This window comes from Corynebacterium sp. 212_CJEI (assembly GCF_001055915.1).
Taxonomy (GTDB): Bacteria; Actinomycetota; Actinomycetes; order Mycobacteriales; family Mycobacteriaceae; genus Corynebacterium; species Corynebacterium jeikeium_D.
In genome coordinates, this window is sequence record NZ_JVPT01000078.1 from 83,558 (window position 1) to 99,380 (window position 15,823).

Sequence of the window (15,823 nt, forward strand, 5' to 3'; positions counted from 1 at the left end):
GTTATACTCACCGATTGAAAAAAATCGACTCTGCGCACAACTGCGATAAAGGTTTGCAGTTGTGCGCAATTTGTTCTCTAAAGGACATCTGCCGTGAACGCTTCTACTAGCTCTGACATTGCCAGTTCTGCTGCTCCCCAGACCTTCACGCGGAGGCAGCATGCTATCGCCTGGGCGGTTCACGGGTTCACGCTGACCGGTTTGGTGTGGGCAACGCTGGCGGTAGTGGCGCTTCTCGACGGCAAGCCGGAATGGATGTGGCTCTGGCTGGGTATCGCGCTTGTCGTCGACGGTGTCGATGGCAACATGGCGCGTAAGCACCACATCAAGGAAGTCGTGCCCTGGTTTAACGGTGCGGTGGTGGACAATATTGTCGACCACCTCACGTGGACGGCCATTCCTGCAGCGTTCATGGTTATGTACCTGCCGCTGGGGCCACGTCCGCTGGCGATTTTCCTGGCCATCGTAGTGTTGGTCTCCTCGATGTTCTGTTATGCCAACGAAGCCGCCAAGTCTGGGGACTACTACTTTGTGGGCTTCCCGGCGGCGTGGAATATTGTGGCAGTCCTGCTATGGGTGTGGAATGCGCCGATGGCAGTGTGTATCGCCGCAATCGTTATCTTCAGCACAATGACGCTGGTACCGCTGCACTACACGCACCCGTTCCGCGTGCAACGCGGCAAGGTGGGCAACATTGCTGCAACGTTTGTCTGGATTGTCACGACAGGCCTGCTTATCGCAATTGTGACGAAAGCGGCGTCGTTAAGCCTGACGGTGAGCCATGCGATGGTGGCCGTCAACGTTGCCGCCGGTGCGTGGCTGATTGTCGGTGGTGTGCGTCGCTCGTTTACCGGCCGGTAGCGGCGGGCAGTTGGTGCAGGATTGTGTGGATGAGGCGGTCGCGTAGCCAGCGGATGAATTCGACGGCGAAGGCGCCCACGATCATGGCGATGACGAATGCGGTGACCCACACGGGATAGTCGCGGCCGTTGAACCAGAAATAGACATACGGCGAGATAAAAGTCACCAGTGTGACCAGCAGTCCCAGCATTCGGCGCCAGAATGAGCTGCCGGTGAACATCTCCACAATTCCCCAGGTGTAGGGGATTGCCGTGATGATGTCGATAGTCCAGAGCACCCAGACATTGCCGTGGAAGCCGGGGACAAAAACTACTGGTAGCGCGCGCAGAGATGAGTAAATCAGCACCACCAGATACGCGAGCACCTTGGGGTTGTAGAGCAGCCGCCAGATCAGGTTGCGCTCAATGAGGTTCGCCCCGACTTTGCGCAGCGCATGCAGATTTTTGCTCTCCATCACCAATGTGTTGGTGCCTTCGAGCAGGTACGCCAGCATTTTTTGCTGCTCATGCGTGCCATGTGCCCACGCGTGCACTAGCGCAGTCGGCGAGAGTGCAATGGGAACAAGCGGTTCGCCACGGCGCTTCAGTGCGTCGGGAACCTCCAGGATGTCGTCGTTGAGCTTGTCGACGGCCAGTGCTGGGCCCACCACGTGCACCAAGTCATCACCGAGGATTGCGCGCACCTTGTCCACGTCGCTTTTGGGAAGCGAGCTGAGCCACAGTAGCTGCCTGGAAGACACTGCCATGCGAAGCGCGGTGCCCAGCGCCTCGGCGGCATCATCGATGGCGTAAAAGTCCTGTGTGTTGGTGTGGGCGAGTGAACGCAAGCTGTCGATTATTACGGCATTTTTGGCGTTGAGCTCGCTGAGTCGAGCGACGCCGGAGATTTCGACGACCTGCTCCGCGTCGATGGCGAATGTCCGGGTAAAAGGCAGATCGATTATGGAGCGCAGCACAAGGAATCGCTGTACCGGGGTCATCGCGAAACTTTTTGCACTCACAACTTTCCACACTGCCACAAAGTGGAACTCGGAGTGGTGAATCCTTCCTGGACGACAGTGTTATATACGGTTCGGTCTGTCTAGTGGGGGGTGCGGTTATCCTGCAAAAACGCAATAAACCTGGACTTTTCTCTGCGTATAAAGTAGTTTCCTAAACACCAGATAGACAGGTCTGTCCACAAAACTTAGGAGAACTACTTTCATGCTCATCTCAGGACTAGCGCTGGGCGCCGTGCTCGGCTTTGTTATGCAGCGAGGACGTTTCTGCGTCACCGGTTTCCTGCGCGATATCTTCACTCAGCGCAGCTGGCGCGGCTTCGTCGCCTTGCTGATTGTTATTTCCGTCCACGCCATCGGCCTGGCCGCACTGACCAGCGCCGGCGTGATTACTCCCGAATACAACGAACTGGCACCGGTGGCCGTTATCGTCGGTGGCGTTATCTTCGGGCTGGGTATCGTCCTGGCCGGTGGCTGTGCCTCGGGTACCTGGTACCGCTCCGGTGAGGGCCTGATCGGCTCTTGGATCGCACTGGTCTTTTACGCCCTATCCGCTGCTGCTATGAAGACTGGCTTCCTGGGCGGCCTGCAGAATTCCCTGAAGGACCGCACCGTCGGCCTGACCAGCATTCATGCCTCTCTCGGCATTAGCATTTGGCCACTGGTCATCGCGCTGAGCGCCGTCACGGCATACTTCGCCGTCCGCTTCCTGCGCGAAGAATTCTCCGGCCCGCGCCCGGTAACTCTGGCACCGCGTAAGTCCGGTCTCGCGCACATCCTGGCTGAGAAGCCCTGGCACGTGTACGCCACCGCCGCCATCGTCGGTGTACTTGGCGTTATCGCATGGCCGCTGTCCGCAGCTACCGGCCGCAACGATGGCCTCGGCATCACCACTCCGTCCTCCAACCTCGCTAACTACGTTGTCACTGGTGACACCGAGCGTTTCGACTGGGGCGTCCTCCTCGTCCTCGGCATCCTCGTCGGTTCCTTCATCGCGGCCAAGGCCTCCGGTGAATTCCGTCTCCGCGTCCCGGACGCTACGCAGGGCGCTCGCTCCGTCGTCGGCGGCATCTTCATGGGTGTCGGCGCTGCGTGGGCCGGCGGCTGCACCGTCGGCAACGGCATGGTCCAGACTTCGCTGTTCAGCTACCAGGGTTGGCTCGCGCTGGCGTCCATCGCCGCAGGTGTCGCTATCGCCGCCAAGCTTTGGCTGAAGCCGTCCGCGCCTTCGCTTAGCGACGTCCCGAGCACCCCTTCCACCACCAACGACACGGCGGTATCGGCAACTGCTCCGGTCGCTTCGGCTGCTACTTCTCCTGTGTCCCTGCCGGGTAGCGAAGGTGCCGGTGCCGCTGGCACCGAGGCCTCCCCGCTGGCGGGTGCCTTTGCGGTCGCGCCGGTGGCGTTGCTCGACCGGAGCGTCGTAAAGCAAGAAGACGGCAAGCTTAAGCCACTGGGCGATGGGCGTTACGAGCTCGACACCGTCGGCGCGGTGTGCCCATTCCCGCTGATCGAGGCCAAGGACGCGATCAACAAGATTGAGATCGGCGAGGAGCTGGTGATCCCATTCGACTGCACCCAGGCCACGGATGCGATTCCGCGCTGGGCTGCGAAGGATGGCCACGAGGTCACCAACTTTGAGCAGACCGGTGAAGCTGGCTGGACGATTTCCGTCCGCCGCGGGCGATAAGCCCTGGTGAAGCTGGGGGAGCGTTGTTAGGGTGAGGGCATAGATTGATTGACATCAACAACAAAGGAGCTCAACCATGGCAAAGAATATTCGACCACTAGATGCTCTCGTAGCCGCGGGTGCCGCCAGCGTCCTTGTGCTGGCCGGTTGCTCCTCCGATGATTCGGCTAGTACTGAGGCAAGCAGCACTGTTAGCGAAACCAGCTCTTCCGTGTCGGCCACCAGCTCTGAGGGGCATGACGACATGGATGATATGGACGATGCCGATGAGCATGGCGGTCATGGTGACCATGGTGATGACGCGATGGCCGGCCATGACCATCCGGCCGATGGTGGTCCGGCTCCAGAGGGAATGATTGCGGCGGACAACGCGAAGTTCCCGGTCGGCAGTGAAGTGCAGGTTCTCGCCGATCACATGCCGGGCATGAAGGGTGCAGAAGGCAAGGTTGTTGGTGTTTTCAACACCACTACCTACTCCGTTTCCTACACCCCGACCGATGGCAGTGAGCCGGTGAAGGACCACCGCTGGGTCGTTCATGAGGAGCTGGAGAACCCAGGCGAAGCACCGCTTGCCGACGGCTCCGAGATCACCATCAACGCCGAGCATATGGCGGGCATGAAGGGGGCCAAGGGCACTGTTGACTACTCCACCCAGGAGCCGGTGTACATGGTCGACATTGACGATGATGGTATGACCATGAAGAACCACAAGTGGGTTACTGAAAGCGAGCTTGCTCCGGAGGACTAGCAGGCTGTCTGGACGGTCTTTCCGGATAGCTTTCTCTCTTCTCCCGCTCAATCCGCTCCGACTCAAAATCGCCCAGCCACTTCACGACACCTATGTCACCTCATGCCGCCTCCACAGCTGGTACGAGGTGACGCCTGTGTCGTGAAGTGGCCCAGAGGGGGGGCGGAGCGAAGTGCCCTGGGGAAACAGGCCACTGCCCAGCTACAGATCCAAATCCAACGACGCACCTGGGATGGCGTCCAGCAGCCGCTGGGTGTATTCCTTCTCCGGGTGGTCGAAGAGATCGTCGGTCGGACGGTGTTCAACCATCTTGCCGTGCTCCATCACGATGACCTCATCAGCCACCTGCCGCACCACAGCGAGGTCGTGCGTAATAAAGAGGTAGGCCAAATCCATCTCTTCCTGCAGCTCAGCGAGTAGTTCGAGCACCTGAGCCTGCACCACCACGTCGAGGGCCGATACTGCCTCGTCACAGACCACAACCTCAGGGTTCAGGGCCAGCGCACGCGCAATCGCCACACGCTGACGCTGACCACCCGACAGCTCACCGGGGAAGCGGCGCCCCATCTCCGCGGGAAGTGCGACGCGGTCGAGAAGCTCGAATACGCGCTGCTCACGCTCCTTCTTGGTGCCAATCTTGTGAATCCGCAGCGGCTCCTCGATGGAGGAATGCACCGTGCGCATCGGGTCCAGCGTCGCATACGGGTTCTGGAAAATCGGCTGAATGCGACGCCGCAGCTCCAGCTCCTCTTTACGACTCCGGCCCTGGACGCGTTTGCCGTCGAAAAGCACTTCGCCTTCGGTCGGATCGAGCAGCCCCAGCGCCATGTTGGCGACAGTGGACTTGCCCGAACCGGATTCGCCCACGATTCCGATGGTGCGACCGCGACGCAGCGTAAAGCTGATGTCATCGACGGCGCGGAAGGAATCCTTGCGCCACGGACGGTCGCCGCGGATGGCAAAGTCGCGCACCAAGTTCTTCGCGACCAGAATCTCCTTCTGGTCCGCATCCGATGTCGTCGGCGCCGCCACCACGCGATCACCGCGCCGGGCAGCCAGCGATGGAGCCGCCGCGATTAGCTGCTTGGTGTATGGATGCTGCGGGCGGGTGAGAACTTGCAGGGCAGGGCCGGTCTCCACGACACGTCCTGCTTGCATAACGACGAGTCGGTCAGCGCGCTCGGCAGCCAAACCGAGGTCATGAGTAATCAGCACCACGGACGTGCCGAGTTCGCTAGTGAGCTTGTCGAGGTGGTCGAGGATCTTCTTCGCCACGGTCACGTCGAGTGCGGAAGTGGGCTCATCGGCAATCAGTAGCTTTGGGTGCGCGGCCAAGCCCATCGCGATAAGTGCGCGCTGGCGCATACCACCGGAGAACTCATGCGGATATTGGTCGATGCGCTTTTTAGCATTCGGCAGGCCGGCCTGTTCCAGCAGCTCAATCGACTTTTTGTGGGCCTCAGAGCCAGTGGCGATGTTGTTAGCGCGCAGCGCCTCCTTAATCTGGGAACCGACGGTCCACACCGGATTGAGATTGGTCATCGGATCCTGGGGGACCAGGCCGATGCCGTTGCCACGGATGCTAACAAACTCGCGGTCGGTCAGGTGTGTGATGTCACGGCCATCGAAGGTGATGGTGCCACCGGTGACTTCACCATCACCGGGCAACAGCCCCAGCGCGGCGTGGACAGTGGTGGACTTACCCGAGCCGGACTCGCCGACAATGGCGACCGTCTCACCGGGGAAAACCTCCAGGTCGACGTCATGCACCACATCGGTCAACGATTTACTGCGGCGGCCGGACGCTGTGGTCGTCGGAAAGCCAATGCAGACATCCTTCAAGGTGAGAATGGGCGCTGCGGAAGTATTGGTGTCGGTGCTCATCGACGACGCTCCTTCGGGTCGAGAGAATCCTTCAAAGCGTCACCCATGAGGATGAAGCCGAGAACGGTAATCGCCAGGGCGAGTGCTGGCCAGAACAGGTTGGACGGGGCCTGGCGGAGCACCTGCTGTGCGACAGAGATGTCGTTGCCCCAGGAAACGGTGGTCGTCGGCAAGCCAATGCCCAAGTAGGACAGCGTGGCCTCGGCGACGATGTAAATACCCAGTGAGGTCGTGGCCATGACGATGACAGGGGCGAGGCAGTTCGGCAGCACATGGCGGAAGAGAATGCCAGTGCTGGACAGACCGAGCGCCTTGGAGGCGGTGACGTATTCCTCGTTTTTCACTGAGATCACCGAGGAGCGCACCACGCGCGCCATCTGCGGCCAGCCGAAAGCGGCGAGCACGAAGACCACGGACCAGATGGTGCGTTCGGTAAACAGCTGCATCAGCACGATGCCGGCGAGAATCAGGGGGATGGCAAAGAACATGTCCGTGATGCGGGAGAGCACCGCGTCGACCCAACCGCCGAGATAGCCAGCGATGGCACCGAGGATGATGCCCACCACGGTCACGGCCAGGGTGACGCCGATGCCGACGATGACCGAGGCGCGGGCACCGTAGATGACACGGGCGTAGACGTCGTAGCCCTGCTGAGTGAAGCCCATCGGGTGGCCGTCGCGGGCTGGGGCCAGCGAGTCACGCAGGTTTGCCGCCGTCGGGTCCACAGAGGTGAACAGCGACGGGAATGCGGCCACTGCGATGGAGAGCAAAATAATGAATGCGGAAACCCAGAACAGTGGGCGGTAACGCAGGTTCTGCCAGGCCGAACCCCAGAGCCCCAGTGGCGGGGTATCCGGCAACTGCTTGTGGTCGGGGTTCGTCGCCGGGTTTGGTGCCTGCGCGGTGCCGGTATGCGCGGCGTTGGACTGCTTTTCTGGCTGAGTCGAATCTAACTGCGTCGAATCTGGCTTAGGCATAACGAATCCTCGGATCCAGGACTGCGTAGAGCAAGTCGATGAGCAAGTTGGCGAACATGTAAATAACCACCAGGATGGTCACGATGCTGACCACGGTGGGAGCTTCACCAATCTGGACGGCGTGGAAGATCAGGCCACCGATACCTGGCACGTTGAAGATGCCCTCGGTGACAATTGCGCCGCCCATCAGAGCCGCGAGATCAGCGCCGATGAAGGTCACAACGGGAATTAGCGAGTTGCGCAAGATGTGGCGGCGGGTGACTTCAGAGGTTGGCAAGCCCTTGGCGCGGGCAGTGCGTACGAAGTCAGCATGGCGTGCCGACGAGACCTCGGAACGCGTCAGTCGCAGAACATAAGCAACCGAGACGAGACCCAGCACGAATGCCGGCAGCAGCAGGGAGGTAAAGGAGGCATCGCTACCAACGGTGGGGGAGACAATCTCCCAGCGCACACCGAAGAGGTAGCGGGCCACGAAGCCGAGCACGAAGGTCGGAGTTGCGATAACCAGCAGGGACATCACCAGAACGGTGGAGTCGAAGAAGCCGCCCTTGCGCATACCGGCAATAACGCCGAGGCCGATACCGAAAATGGCCTCAATGGCAACGGCCATCAGAGCCAGGCGAATTGTAATAGGGAAGGCCAGCGCGATTTCCTCGCCGACCGAGCGACCGGAGAAGGTCTCGCCCATATCCAGGGTGAACAGGCCCTTGAGGTACTCCCAGTACTGGACGAGGAAAGGCTCATCCAGGTGGTAGTGGGCGCGCAGTGCTGCGACCTGCTCCGGTGGCAGCTGCTTATCGCCAGCCAGTGCAGCGATGGGGTCGCCTGGCATGGCGAAGACCATTGCATAAATCAGCAGTGTGGCACCGAAGAATACCGGCACCATCTGCAGGAGTCTCTTTCCGATATACCAACCCATGGTGCTAGTCCTTCTCAATCATCGGGTAGTCCAAGATGCCGTCCCACATCACTACGGCATTGCGCAGCTTCGGGTTCCACGCCACCGAAGCATTGGGGTACCACAGCGGAATCGCTGGCAGGTCCTCCATCAGCACAGACTGAGCCTTGACATAAATTGGCTTGGCATCGTCTGCGCTCTTTGCCGAGGCCGCCTCCTGAATCAGCTTGTCGAACTCCGGATTGGAGTAGTGGTTGTCATTCGAGGAACCACCGGTGACGAACTGCGGGATCATGTAGTTGGCCACAGATGGGTAGTCAGCTGCCCAGCCAGTGCGGTAGCCGCTGGTGATGGTCTCGTTGGAGATTTCATCGCGCAGCTGCTTGAAGGTCGGGTAGGCCTTGCCGTGGGAATCGATGCCGAGGGTCTCGCCAATCATGTTGGTCACCGCTTCGACCCACTGCTGGTGTCCGCCGTCGGCGTTGTAGGCGATGTCGAACGAGCCGGTAAACGGCGCAATTTTGTTGGCTTCGGCCCACAGTTGGCGGGCCTTCTTCGGGTTGTATTCCAGCACCTCTTGGCCAGGTACGTTCGGGTCAAGGTCGCCGAGCGTCAACGAGCTGAACTCGCGCGCCGGGGTGCGGGTGTCGAAGAAAATCTTCTCAGTGATTAGTTTCCGGTCAATCGCCATGGAAATCGCTTGACGACGAAGCTTGCCCTCTTCACCCGAAAAACCTGGCAGATTTCGCGGAATTGCGAAGTACTGCGAAGAGGAGGTCGGGACGTTTGCGCTGGAGTCGGGGAAGTCGGTTTGGAAGCTGGCGAGAGCCGTTGGTGGAATTGTGCGTGGCAGCGTGTCCAGGCGGCCGGCCTGGAGGTCTGCATATGCGGTGTCCACGTCCGAGTAGAAGCGGTATACCAGGCCGTTGTTACGGGCCTTGTGCTCACCGGCGAAGTCATCATTGCGAACCACAGTTAGCTGGTTGTTGTGCAGCCAAGCGCGGCCTTCGGCCATCTTGTACGGTCCATTGCCGATTGGGTGTTCACCGAAAGCCTTCTTGTCTTCGAACGCGGCCTTCGGCAGCGGCATAAACGCGACATAGCCGAGGCTGAGCGGGAAGGAAGAATCTGGGTTGGTCAGATCCACGGTGAACCTCAGGTCATCGACCTTTTTCAGGCCGGAGAGTGTTTTCTCCGTGGCCTTTTCTCCCGAAACAGCATCAAAACCCTGCACGTTGGCGAAGAAGGACTGCTGCTTCTGCAGGTTCGGTCCGTAGGCAGCGTAATTCCAGGCATCGATGTAGCTCTGCGCGGTGACTGGTTCGCCGTTGTGGAAGGTCCAGCCCGGTTTCAGCGTGATGTCGAAATGGGTCGAGTCCTCGTTGGGCTTAATTTCTGCCGCATGATCCAGGATCATCGAGCCGTCGGTGTCGTAGCGCACCAGACCCGAGTAGAGCATGCGGAGGATATCGCCACCACCGGTTTCATTGGTGTCAGTGGTGTACAGCGGCGACTGCGGTTCCGAGTTCTGGACCACAATGAACCCCGCGCCGACCTGTTGCTGGTCAGTGCTGCAGGCAGCGAGCGCGCTTCCTGGCAAGGCGATTACCAGCAAAGCCGCCAGGATCTGGCGGACATGCAGCGTGAACTTTCCTTTTCCGCTGAGCGTTGTTGCGTGCAGTTTTGTGGCACGGGACTTCTCTCGCTGTCGGAGCTTCCGCCGGAGTTTCTGCCGGGTGTGGAAGGGGCCGGAGGCAACGGGTCTATGCATCGCGAGCCTTTCTAGATTCTGCCAGATAGGCGATATGAATTTGGCGATCGGCTCACTCCAAATGACTTAGATACCCACCTCCCACCTGCATAAGCAATGGTGGTGGTGACAACTTGGGTGTGGTGGACTCTAAGGTTTGGATACGACCGTTCAATACAGTCTCTAACCATACAAGTCCAAAAAACATATGAGTATTAATCAGGCGAATCATCCCTTATTTGACGGTGTCTTTTACCCTCGATTGGGGAGTTAATCCTGTGCAGTGGTGCAACGTTGTAACATTCTGGCACCCCCGCAGGGGTTGCCCTTTGGTTCTCCGCGCCGCTGGCACTCAGTCAGGGCCCTACCCGCGTTGGGCCCGTCCGCGGGCCCCATCCGCGACTTCACGACAGCTATGTCACCTCATGCCACCTCCACAGTTGGCACGAGGTGACACCCGTGTCGTGAAGTGGGTTTTGGAAGAGGAAGTGGACTTTGAAGGAGGCGGAGAGACAGCGCATTAAGTCCCGCAGTACGAGTGGAAAGCACCCAACTCCCGCGGTGCCGGCTCCGTGAACCCCGCTGGGACGTCTTGCGACTCAAAGGGGTTGGTTACCGCCTCCAGCAGGTGCCGGTAGTCGGTCAGATCCCCCGCCCCTGCCGCCGCTAACGCTTCCGTGACCAGGTGGTTTCGCGGAATATACAGCGGATTCGTTTCCTCCATAAGTGTCAGGGCCGTCGTCTGGTCGATTCCCAGCTCTTCCCGCGTCTGCTTCCACAACTGTCCCCACTCAGCCGCGGCGGCGGGGAACGCAGGATCAGCGGTCAGTCTGGTCAGCGCGGTCAGCGCAGTGAAATCCTGCCCATCATCGCTGGCAAGAACCTCAATCAGCGCCCGATGAGCATTCGTGTGGTCGAGCCCAAACTTCGCCAGCAACGCCTGCCACTGCTGTACCAAGGGGGTGGCCAGCGGGTCGTCGTAAAGCGAGGGGAGAATCCCCAACTTGGGCAGCCACCTGCGGCTGAGCGCATCGGTGAACTCGTCGGCGAATTCGCCCAGGAGGTCGCGGGCGCGTGCGAGGGCTTCCTCCGGGGTGCCTGCGAAATGCGGTAGCAAAGTCTCCGCAAGCTTCGACATGTTCCACCCGGCAATCGTCGGCTGCGCGCCGAACGCGTATCGACCGCCTCGATCAATGCTGCTAAACACCGCCCGCGGATCGTGCGCATCCAGAAACGCACACGGCCCAAAGTCGATGGTCTCGCCCGCGATGCTGGCATTGTCGGTGTTCATCACGCCGTGAACAAAACCGCAGGCCAACCACGCCGCAACGAGATTGGCTTGCCGCTTGACGACGTCCCGGAGAACCGACTCCGCCGAACCTTCGTAGACGTGCCGCTGCGCGGCGAACTCGATGAGCCGATCCATGATTCCGGTGTCCGTTCCGGAGCGAGCGACCAGCTCGAACGTGCCAACTCGCAGGTGGCTGGATGCTACGCGCACGACGATGCCACCCGGTTGAAGTTCGGTGGTGGGGTCGGTGTTGTCGAATGGGGTTTGCGAGCCGCGGTAAATCTCTTCGCCAGTTTTGATGACCGCCAGCGCGCGGGTGGTGGGGATGCCGAGTGCATACATGGCTTCGCTGATGAGGTACTCCCGCAGGGCGGAGGTCAGCGTGGCTTTGCCGTCACCGCCACGGGAGAAGGGCGTGGGGCCGGTGCCTTTCGCCTGAATCTCGTAGGCCTGGGTGTTGTCGCTGTGGGTTGTCTCTTTGGGGCAGTCGGGCTGGTTAGGCGGACAGTGCAGCCCAGTCAGCCCCGGTTCAGCCTCAACTGTGGCAAGCAAGAGCGCGCGACCATCACCGAGTAGGCCTGCGAAATTGCCGAACTGGTGGCCGGCATAGGCCGTGGCCATCGGGGTGGTGTATGCGCCGGGTGGGGTATCGGTTTCCTTGCCGACTCCGCGGCCAGTGAGGAACTTCAGGCCAGCGTCTGACCGGAGCCACTGTGGGGAGAGGCCGAGTTGGGTCGCGAGCTCGTCGTTAAGCATGACCAGCTGCGGCGATGGGGCGTCAAACCCCTGCTGGTCGATAGCGAGTTCAGGCAGTGCGGTGGGCAGATCAGCGACGTTTCTAGCCATGTGCGCAGTTTAACGGGTAGGCCGAATTGGGGTTGGCGCGCTGGTGCGTTCAGCGGTGCTACGTACGTTGACGTGGCCTCGAAGGCGGAAAACCCCGGTTGCTGGAACAATTCCAGCAACCGGGGTGCGCTCGGGGTAGCCCTACTTCTTCAGGGACTCCGGAGCGTTGAAGCGCTCGCCGTGCTTAGCGGCCAGCTCTTCGGCGCGCTCGACGAAGCCTGCGACACCGCGGCGCTCCGGGTGAGCTGCGGCCGGGTCGACAACAGTGGCGCCGTCGTAGTTCTTAATGAACTGGCGAGTACCACCGGTCCAGGCCGGGTAGCCGATACCGAAGATGGAGCCGATGTTGCCGTCGGCGTCGTGAAGCAGAACGCCCTCGTCGACGCACTTCTGAGTCTCGATGGCCTCGATGAAGAGCATGCGGTCAACCAGCTCCTGCAGGTCGGTGTCCTCCGGAGCGATCGGGGTGATGTTCAGCTCTTCGCGGAGCTCGTTGAACAGGCCCGGCCAGAGACCGGAGCGCTTGCCGTCGACGTACTCGTAAAAGCCCTTGCCCTCGAGCTTGCCCGGGCGCTCGAACTTGTGCAGCATGGCCTCGACCAGAGCCGGTACGCCGCCCTCGTCCAGGGTCTGGCCTGCAGCCTCGGCGGCAGCGCGGGTCTCGCCAGCGATCTTCTCCATGAGTTTGAGGTTCAGCTCGTCGGCAAGCTGGAGCTGCGGTGCCGGGTAACCAGCCTGGCGACCAGCGGCCTCGATGATGGCCGGGTCGTAGCCCTCAGCGACCATGCGCAGGGCCTCGTTGATGACGGTGCCGATGACGCGGGAGGTGTAGAAACCGCGGGAGTCGGTGACAACAATCGGGATCTTGCGGATTGCAACAGCGAAGTCCAGCGAAGCGGCGAGGATTGCCGGGTCGGTGTTGTCGCCGGAGATGATCTCAATCAGCTGCATCTTGTCCACCGGGGAGAAGAAGTGCAGGCCGATGAAGTCCTTCTCACGCTTGACGTGGGAAGCCAGCTCGGTAATCGGCAGGGTGGAGGTGTTGGAGCCCAGGATGCAGGTCTCCGGAACTGCGGCCTCGATCTCGGCGTGAACCTTGTGCTTGAGGTCGGTGTTCTCGAAGACGGCCTCAATGACCAGGTCGACGTCGGCCAGGTCGTCGTAGGACTCGGTCGGCTTGATGCGGTTCAGCAGTGCTGCGGACTTCTCCTCAGTGGTGCGACCGCGCTTGAGAGCCTTCGCCTCCAGGCCCTCGGAGTAGGACTTGCCGCGCTCGGCGTTCTCCAGGGAAATGTCCTTCAGGACAACTTCCATGCCAGCCTTTGCACACACGTAGGCGATACCTGCGCCCATCATGCCGGCGCCAACAACGGCCACCTTCTTAAACTCACGCTTCGGGTACGGGGTGCCGTCAGCCTGCAGCGGACGGGAGCCGCCGCCCTGAGCGTGATTGAGGTCGAAGAAGAACGCCTGCATCATGTTCTTCGACTGAGTGCCGGTGACCAGCTCGGTGAAGTAGCGGGACTCGACACGCAGTGCGGTGTCGATGTCGACTTGAGAGCCCTCGATGGCAGCCTGCATCGCAAGGCGCGGAGCCTTCATCGGGGAGCCCTTGAGCTGCTTGGTCAGGTTTGCCGGGAAGGACGGCAGGTTCATTGCGAACTTAGGAGTCTTCGGGTCGCCACCCGGAATCTTGAAGCCCTTCTCATCCCACGGCTGTGCGGCCTTGGCATCTTCGCTGGTCAGCCATGCGCGAGCAGTGTCAATGAGCTTCTCCGGGGCAACAACCTCGTCAACGAGGCCAGCTGCGAGGGCCTTGCCCGGGTTCATCTGCGCGCCGGTCAGAATGACCTTCATCAGCGCGTCCTGAATGCCCAGCATGCGAACGACGCGGGAGACACCGCCGCCGCCCGGCAGGAGGCCGAGGGTGACCTCTGGCAGGCCAATCTTGGAACCGTGGGCATCGGCAGCAACGCGGTGGTTAGCAGCCAGCGCGACCTCGAGGCCGCCGCCCAATGCTGCGCCGTTGATGGCGGCAACAATCGGCACCGGGAGCTTCTCCAGGCGACGCAGAGAGGCCTTCATATCCTCGACCATGTTGAACATGTCAGCTGCATCGTCTTCAGTGGCCTTGGACATCTGCTTGATGTCGCCACCTGCGAAGAAAGTCTTCTTCGCAGAGGTGATGATGATGCCTTTGATGGAGGTCTCAGAGCCGTCGCCAATTTCGTTTTCCAGGCGCTCCACGGTGGCGCGGATGTCGTCCTGGAAAGTCTTGTTCATGGTGTTGACCGGCGCATTCGGGTCATCCATGGTGAGGGTGACGATTCCGGCGTCGTCCTGATCCCACCGGAACATGTTATCTGTGCTCATAAATCAGTCAGTCCTTTGTGGTTATCGCGGTGTGACCGCGGTAATTGTCGCTGTGAGTTTCGTTCCGGTTTGCTTTAGACGCGCTCGATGATGGTTGCAACACCCATGCCGCCAGCCACGCAGAGCGAGATGAGAGCGTAACGGCCACCGGTGCGGTGCAGCTCGTCGATTGCGGCGCCGGTGATCATGGCACCGGTTGCACCCAGCGGGTGACCCATGGCCATTGCGCCACCGTTGATGTTGAGCTTGTCGTAGTCGATGCCCAGGTTCTGCTGGGCATGCTTGACGACGGCGGCAAACGCCTCGTTGATTTCCCAGACGTCGATATCGTCGACGGTCAGGTTGGCCTTGGCCAGTGCCTCGCGGACAGCCGGCTCGATACCGGTGAGCATGATGGTCGGCTCGACACCATTGACGGCGGTGGCGACAACGCGTGCGCGTGGGGTCAGACCCATGTCTGCGCCGGCCTTCTCAGAACCAACCAGGGTCAATGCAGCGCCGTCGACGATGCCGGAGGAGTTACCTGCGTGGTGGACGTGGTTGATGCGCTCGAGCTGCGGGTACTTCTTCAGTGCAACTGCGTCGAAGCCACCCTGCTCACCCATCATGGTGAAGGCTGCGCGCAGGCCGGAGAGGGACTCTGCGGAGACGCCTTCGCGGATGGTCTCATCGCGGTCGAGGATGGTCAGACCGTTAGCGTCCTTGACTGGGACAACGGAGCGGTCGAAGCGGCCCTCGGACCATGCCTTTGCGGCACGGGCGTGGGAGAGTGCTGCCATTTCGTCGAGGGACTCGCGGTCAAAGCCGTCAAGTGATGCAATCAGGTCAGCGGAGATACCCTGCGGGACGAAGTCAGTTGCGAACGAGACCTGTGCATCCATTGCCATTGCGCCGCCGTCGGACATCATTGGCACGCGGGACATGGACTCGACGCCACCGGCGAGGACGAGCTCGTCCATGCCGGAGCGGACCTTCTGAGCAGCCAAGTTGATGGCTGAGAGGCCCGAAGCGCAGAAGCGGTTGATCTGGACACCGCCGGTGCGGTACGGCAGACCTGCGGTGAGTGCTGCGGTGCGGGCAATGTCCGCACCCTGGTCGCCGACCGGGCTGACGCAGCCAACGATGAGGTCGCTGATGCGTTCTTCATCCAGCTCCGGGAAGCGGTTGCGAATTTCGTCGATGAGGCCGACGAGAAGTGATACCGGGCGTACCTCGTGGAGGGAGCCGTCCTTCTTGCCCTTGCCGCGCGGGGTGCGAATTGCCTCGTAGATGAAGGCCTCGCCGCCCGGCTGAATGGTGGCGGAAGTCATGTGTTTTTACCTCACAGATTCGTCGTAAAGTGTCGTGCGTCACTCTATAACGAATGCCGGATTGCCGGGGGTAATTTGAGGGGTACTGGGGAGAAAGTTAGCTCGTCGCACCTGTCTACCTGCGGTTATGGGAGAAACCGGGGGTAATTACATAAGTAGTTTGGGGCGTGGAGTCGCGGAAGTGAGGCGGTAACGGTC

11 protein-coding genes are annotated in these 15,823 nt (G+C 60.8%); 3 read left to right on the forward strand and 8 right to left on the reverse strand.

Annotated elements, in window-relative coordinates; all coding sequences use genetic code 11:
• The first annotated feature begins 93 nt into the window (after positions 1-93).
• On the forward strand, positions 94-861 hold the full coding sequence (locus ADB02_RS10415; RefSeq protein WP_053087292.1) for a CDP-alcohol phosphatidyltransferase family protein: 768 nt from the start codon (positions 94-96) through the stop codon (positions 859-861).
• Here ADB02_RS10415 and ADB02_RS10420 read toward each other — a convergent pair.
• Positions 848-1,861, reverse strand: a complete 1,014-nt coding sequence (locus ADB02_RS10420; RefSeq protein ID WP_224784016.1) for a hypothetical protein — start codon at positions 1,859-1,861, stop codon at positions 848-850. The genes ADB02_RS10415 and ADB02_RS10420 overlap by 14 nt on opposite strands.
• 202 nt (positions 1,862-2,063) lie before the next feature.
• On the opposite strand from ADB02_RS10420, the gene ADB02_RS10425 reads away from it, so the two are divergent.
• Positions 2,064-3,548 carry a YeeE/YedE thiosulfate transporter family protein gene (locus ADB02_RS10425; protein ID WP_049191002.1) on the forward strand — a complete coding sequence of 495 codons (1,485 nt, stop codon included), beginning with the start codon at positions 2,064-2,066 and terminating at the stop codon, positions 3,546-3,548.
• 76 nt (positions 3,549-3,624) lie between these two features.
• The gene (locus tag ADB02_RS10430; protein ID WP_172954625.1) at positions 3,625-4,296 is read left to right on the forward strand and encodes a YdhK family protein; all 672 of its coding nucleotides are present in this window, start codon (positions 3,625-3,627) and stop codon (positions 4,294-4,296) included.
• Positions 4,297-4,497: 201 nt separating this feature from the next.
• Here the strand turns inward: ADB02_RS10430 and ADB02_RS10435 are convergent, their stop codons facing one another.
• The 7 genes from ADB02_RS10435 to ADB02_RS10465 form a co-directional block, all read right to left on the reverse strand.
• Positions 4,498-6,180, reverse strand: a complete 1,683-nt coding sequence (locus ADB02_RS10435) for a dipeptide ABC transporter ATP-binding protein (protein WP_049191005.1) — start codon at positions 6,178-6,180, stop codon at positions 4,498-4,500.
• Positions 6,177-7,157: an ABC transporter permease gene (locus ADB02_RS10440; RefSeq protein WP_049191009.1), complete on the reverse strand. Its 981-nt coding sequence runs from the start codon at positions 7,155-7,157 to the stop codon at positions 6,177-6,179. Before ADB02_RS10440 ends, ADB02_RS10435 begins: the two co-directional genes overlap by 4 nt.
• Positions 7,150-8,076: an ABC transporter permease gene (locus tag ADB02_RS10445; RefSeq protein ID WP_016421610.1), complete on the reverse strand. Its 927-nt coding sequence runs from the start codon at positions 8,074-8,076 to the stop codon at positions 7,150-7,152. The genes ADB02_RS10440 and ADB02_RS10445 overlap by 8 nt, the downstream gene beginning before the upstream one ends.
• Before the next feature lie 4 nt (positions 8,077-8,080).
• Entirely contained in the window at positions 8,081-9,826 is a 1,746-nt protein-coding gene (locus tag ADB02_RS10450) for a peptide ABC transporter substrate-binding protein (RefSeq protein WP_049191012.1), read from the reverse strand.
• A 499-nt stretch (positions 9,827-10,325) separates the two neighbouring features.
• Positions 10,326-11,942 (reverse strand): protein adenylyltransferase SelO family protein, encoded by a 1,617-nt coding sequence (locus ADB02_RS10455; protein ID WP_049191014.1) that lies wholly within the window; start codon positions 11,940-11,942, stop codon positions 10,326-10,328.
• Positions 11,943-12,083: 141 nt separating this feature from the next.
• The gene (locus ADB02_RS10460; RefSeq protein WP_049191015.1) at positions 12,084-14,315 is read right to left on the reverse strand and encodes a 3-hydroxyacyl-CoA dehydrogenase NAD-binding domain-containing protein; all 2,232 of its coding nucleotides are present in this window, start codon (positions 14,313-14,315) and stop codon (positions 12,084-12,086) included.
• A gap of 74 nt (positions 14,316-14,389) precedes the next feature.
• A complete protein-coding gene (locus tag ADB02_RS10465; RefSeq protein ID WP_048734356.1) occupies positions 14,390-15,625 on the reverse strand; it encodes an acetyl-CoA C-acetyltransferase in 1,236 nt (411 codons plus the stop codon).
• Positions 15,626-15,823: the final 198 nt, after the last annotated feature.

Coding starts and splice junctions, on each gene's coding strand:
- ADB02_RS10445 (WP_016421610.1), bottom strand. CDS start 8,076: ATGGGTTGGTATATCGGAAAGAGACTCCTGCAGATGGTGCCGGTATTC.
- ADB02_RS10425 (WP_049191002.1), top strand. CDS start 2,064: ATGCTCATCTCAGGACTAGCGCTGGGCGCCGTGCTCGGCTTTGTTATG.
- ADB02_RS10440 (WP_049191009.1), bottom strand. CDS start 7,157: ATGCCTAAGCCAGATTCGACGCAGTTAGATTCGACTCAGCCAGAAAAG.
- ADB02_RS10435 (WP_049191005.1), bottom strand. CDS start 6,180: ATGAGCACCGACACCAATACTTCCGCAGCGCCCATTCTCACCTTGAAG.
- ADB02_RS10430 (WP_172954625.1), top strand. CDS start 3,625: ATGGCAAAGAATATTCGACCACTAGATGCTCTCGTAGCCGCGGGTGCC.
- ADB02_RS10455 (WP_049191014.1), bottom strand. CDS start 11,942: ATGGCTAGAAACGTCGCTGATCTGCCCACCGCACTGCCTGAACTCGCT.
- ADB02_RS10465 (WP_048734356.1), bottom strand. CDS start 15,625: ATGACTTCCGCCACCATTCAGCCGGGCGGCGAGGCCTTCATCTACGAG.
- ADB02_RS10460 (WP_049191015.1), bottom strand. CDS start 14,315: ATGAGCACAGATAACATGTTCCGGTGGGATCAGGACGACGCCGGAATC.
- ADB02_RS10450 (WP_049191012.1), bottom strand. CDS start 9,826: ATGCATAGACCCGTTGCCTCCGGCCCCTTCCACACCCGGCAGAAACTC.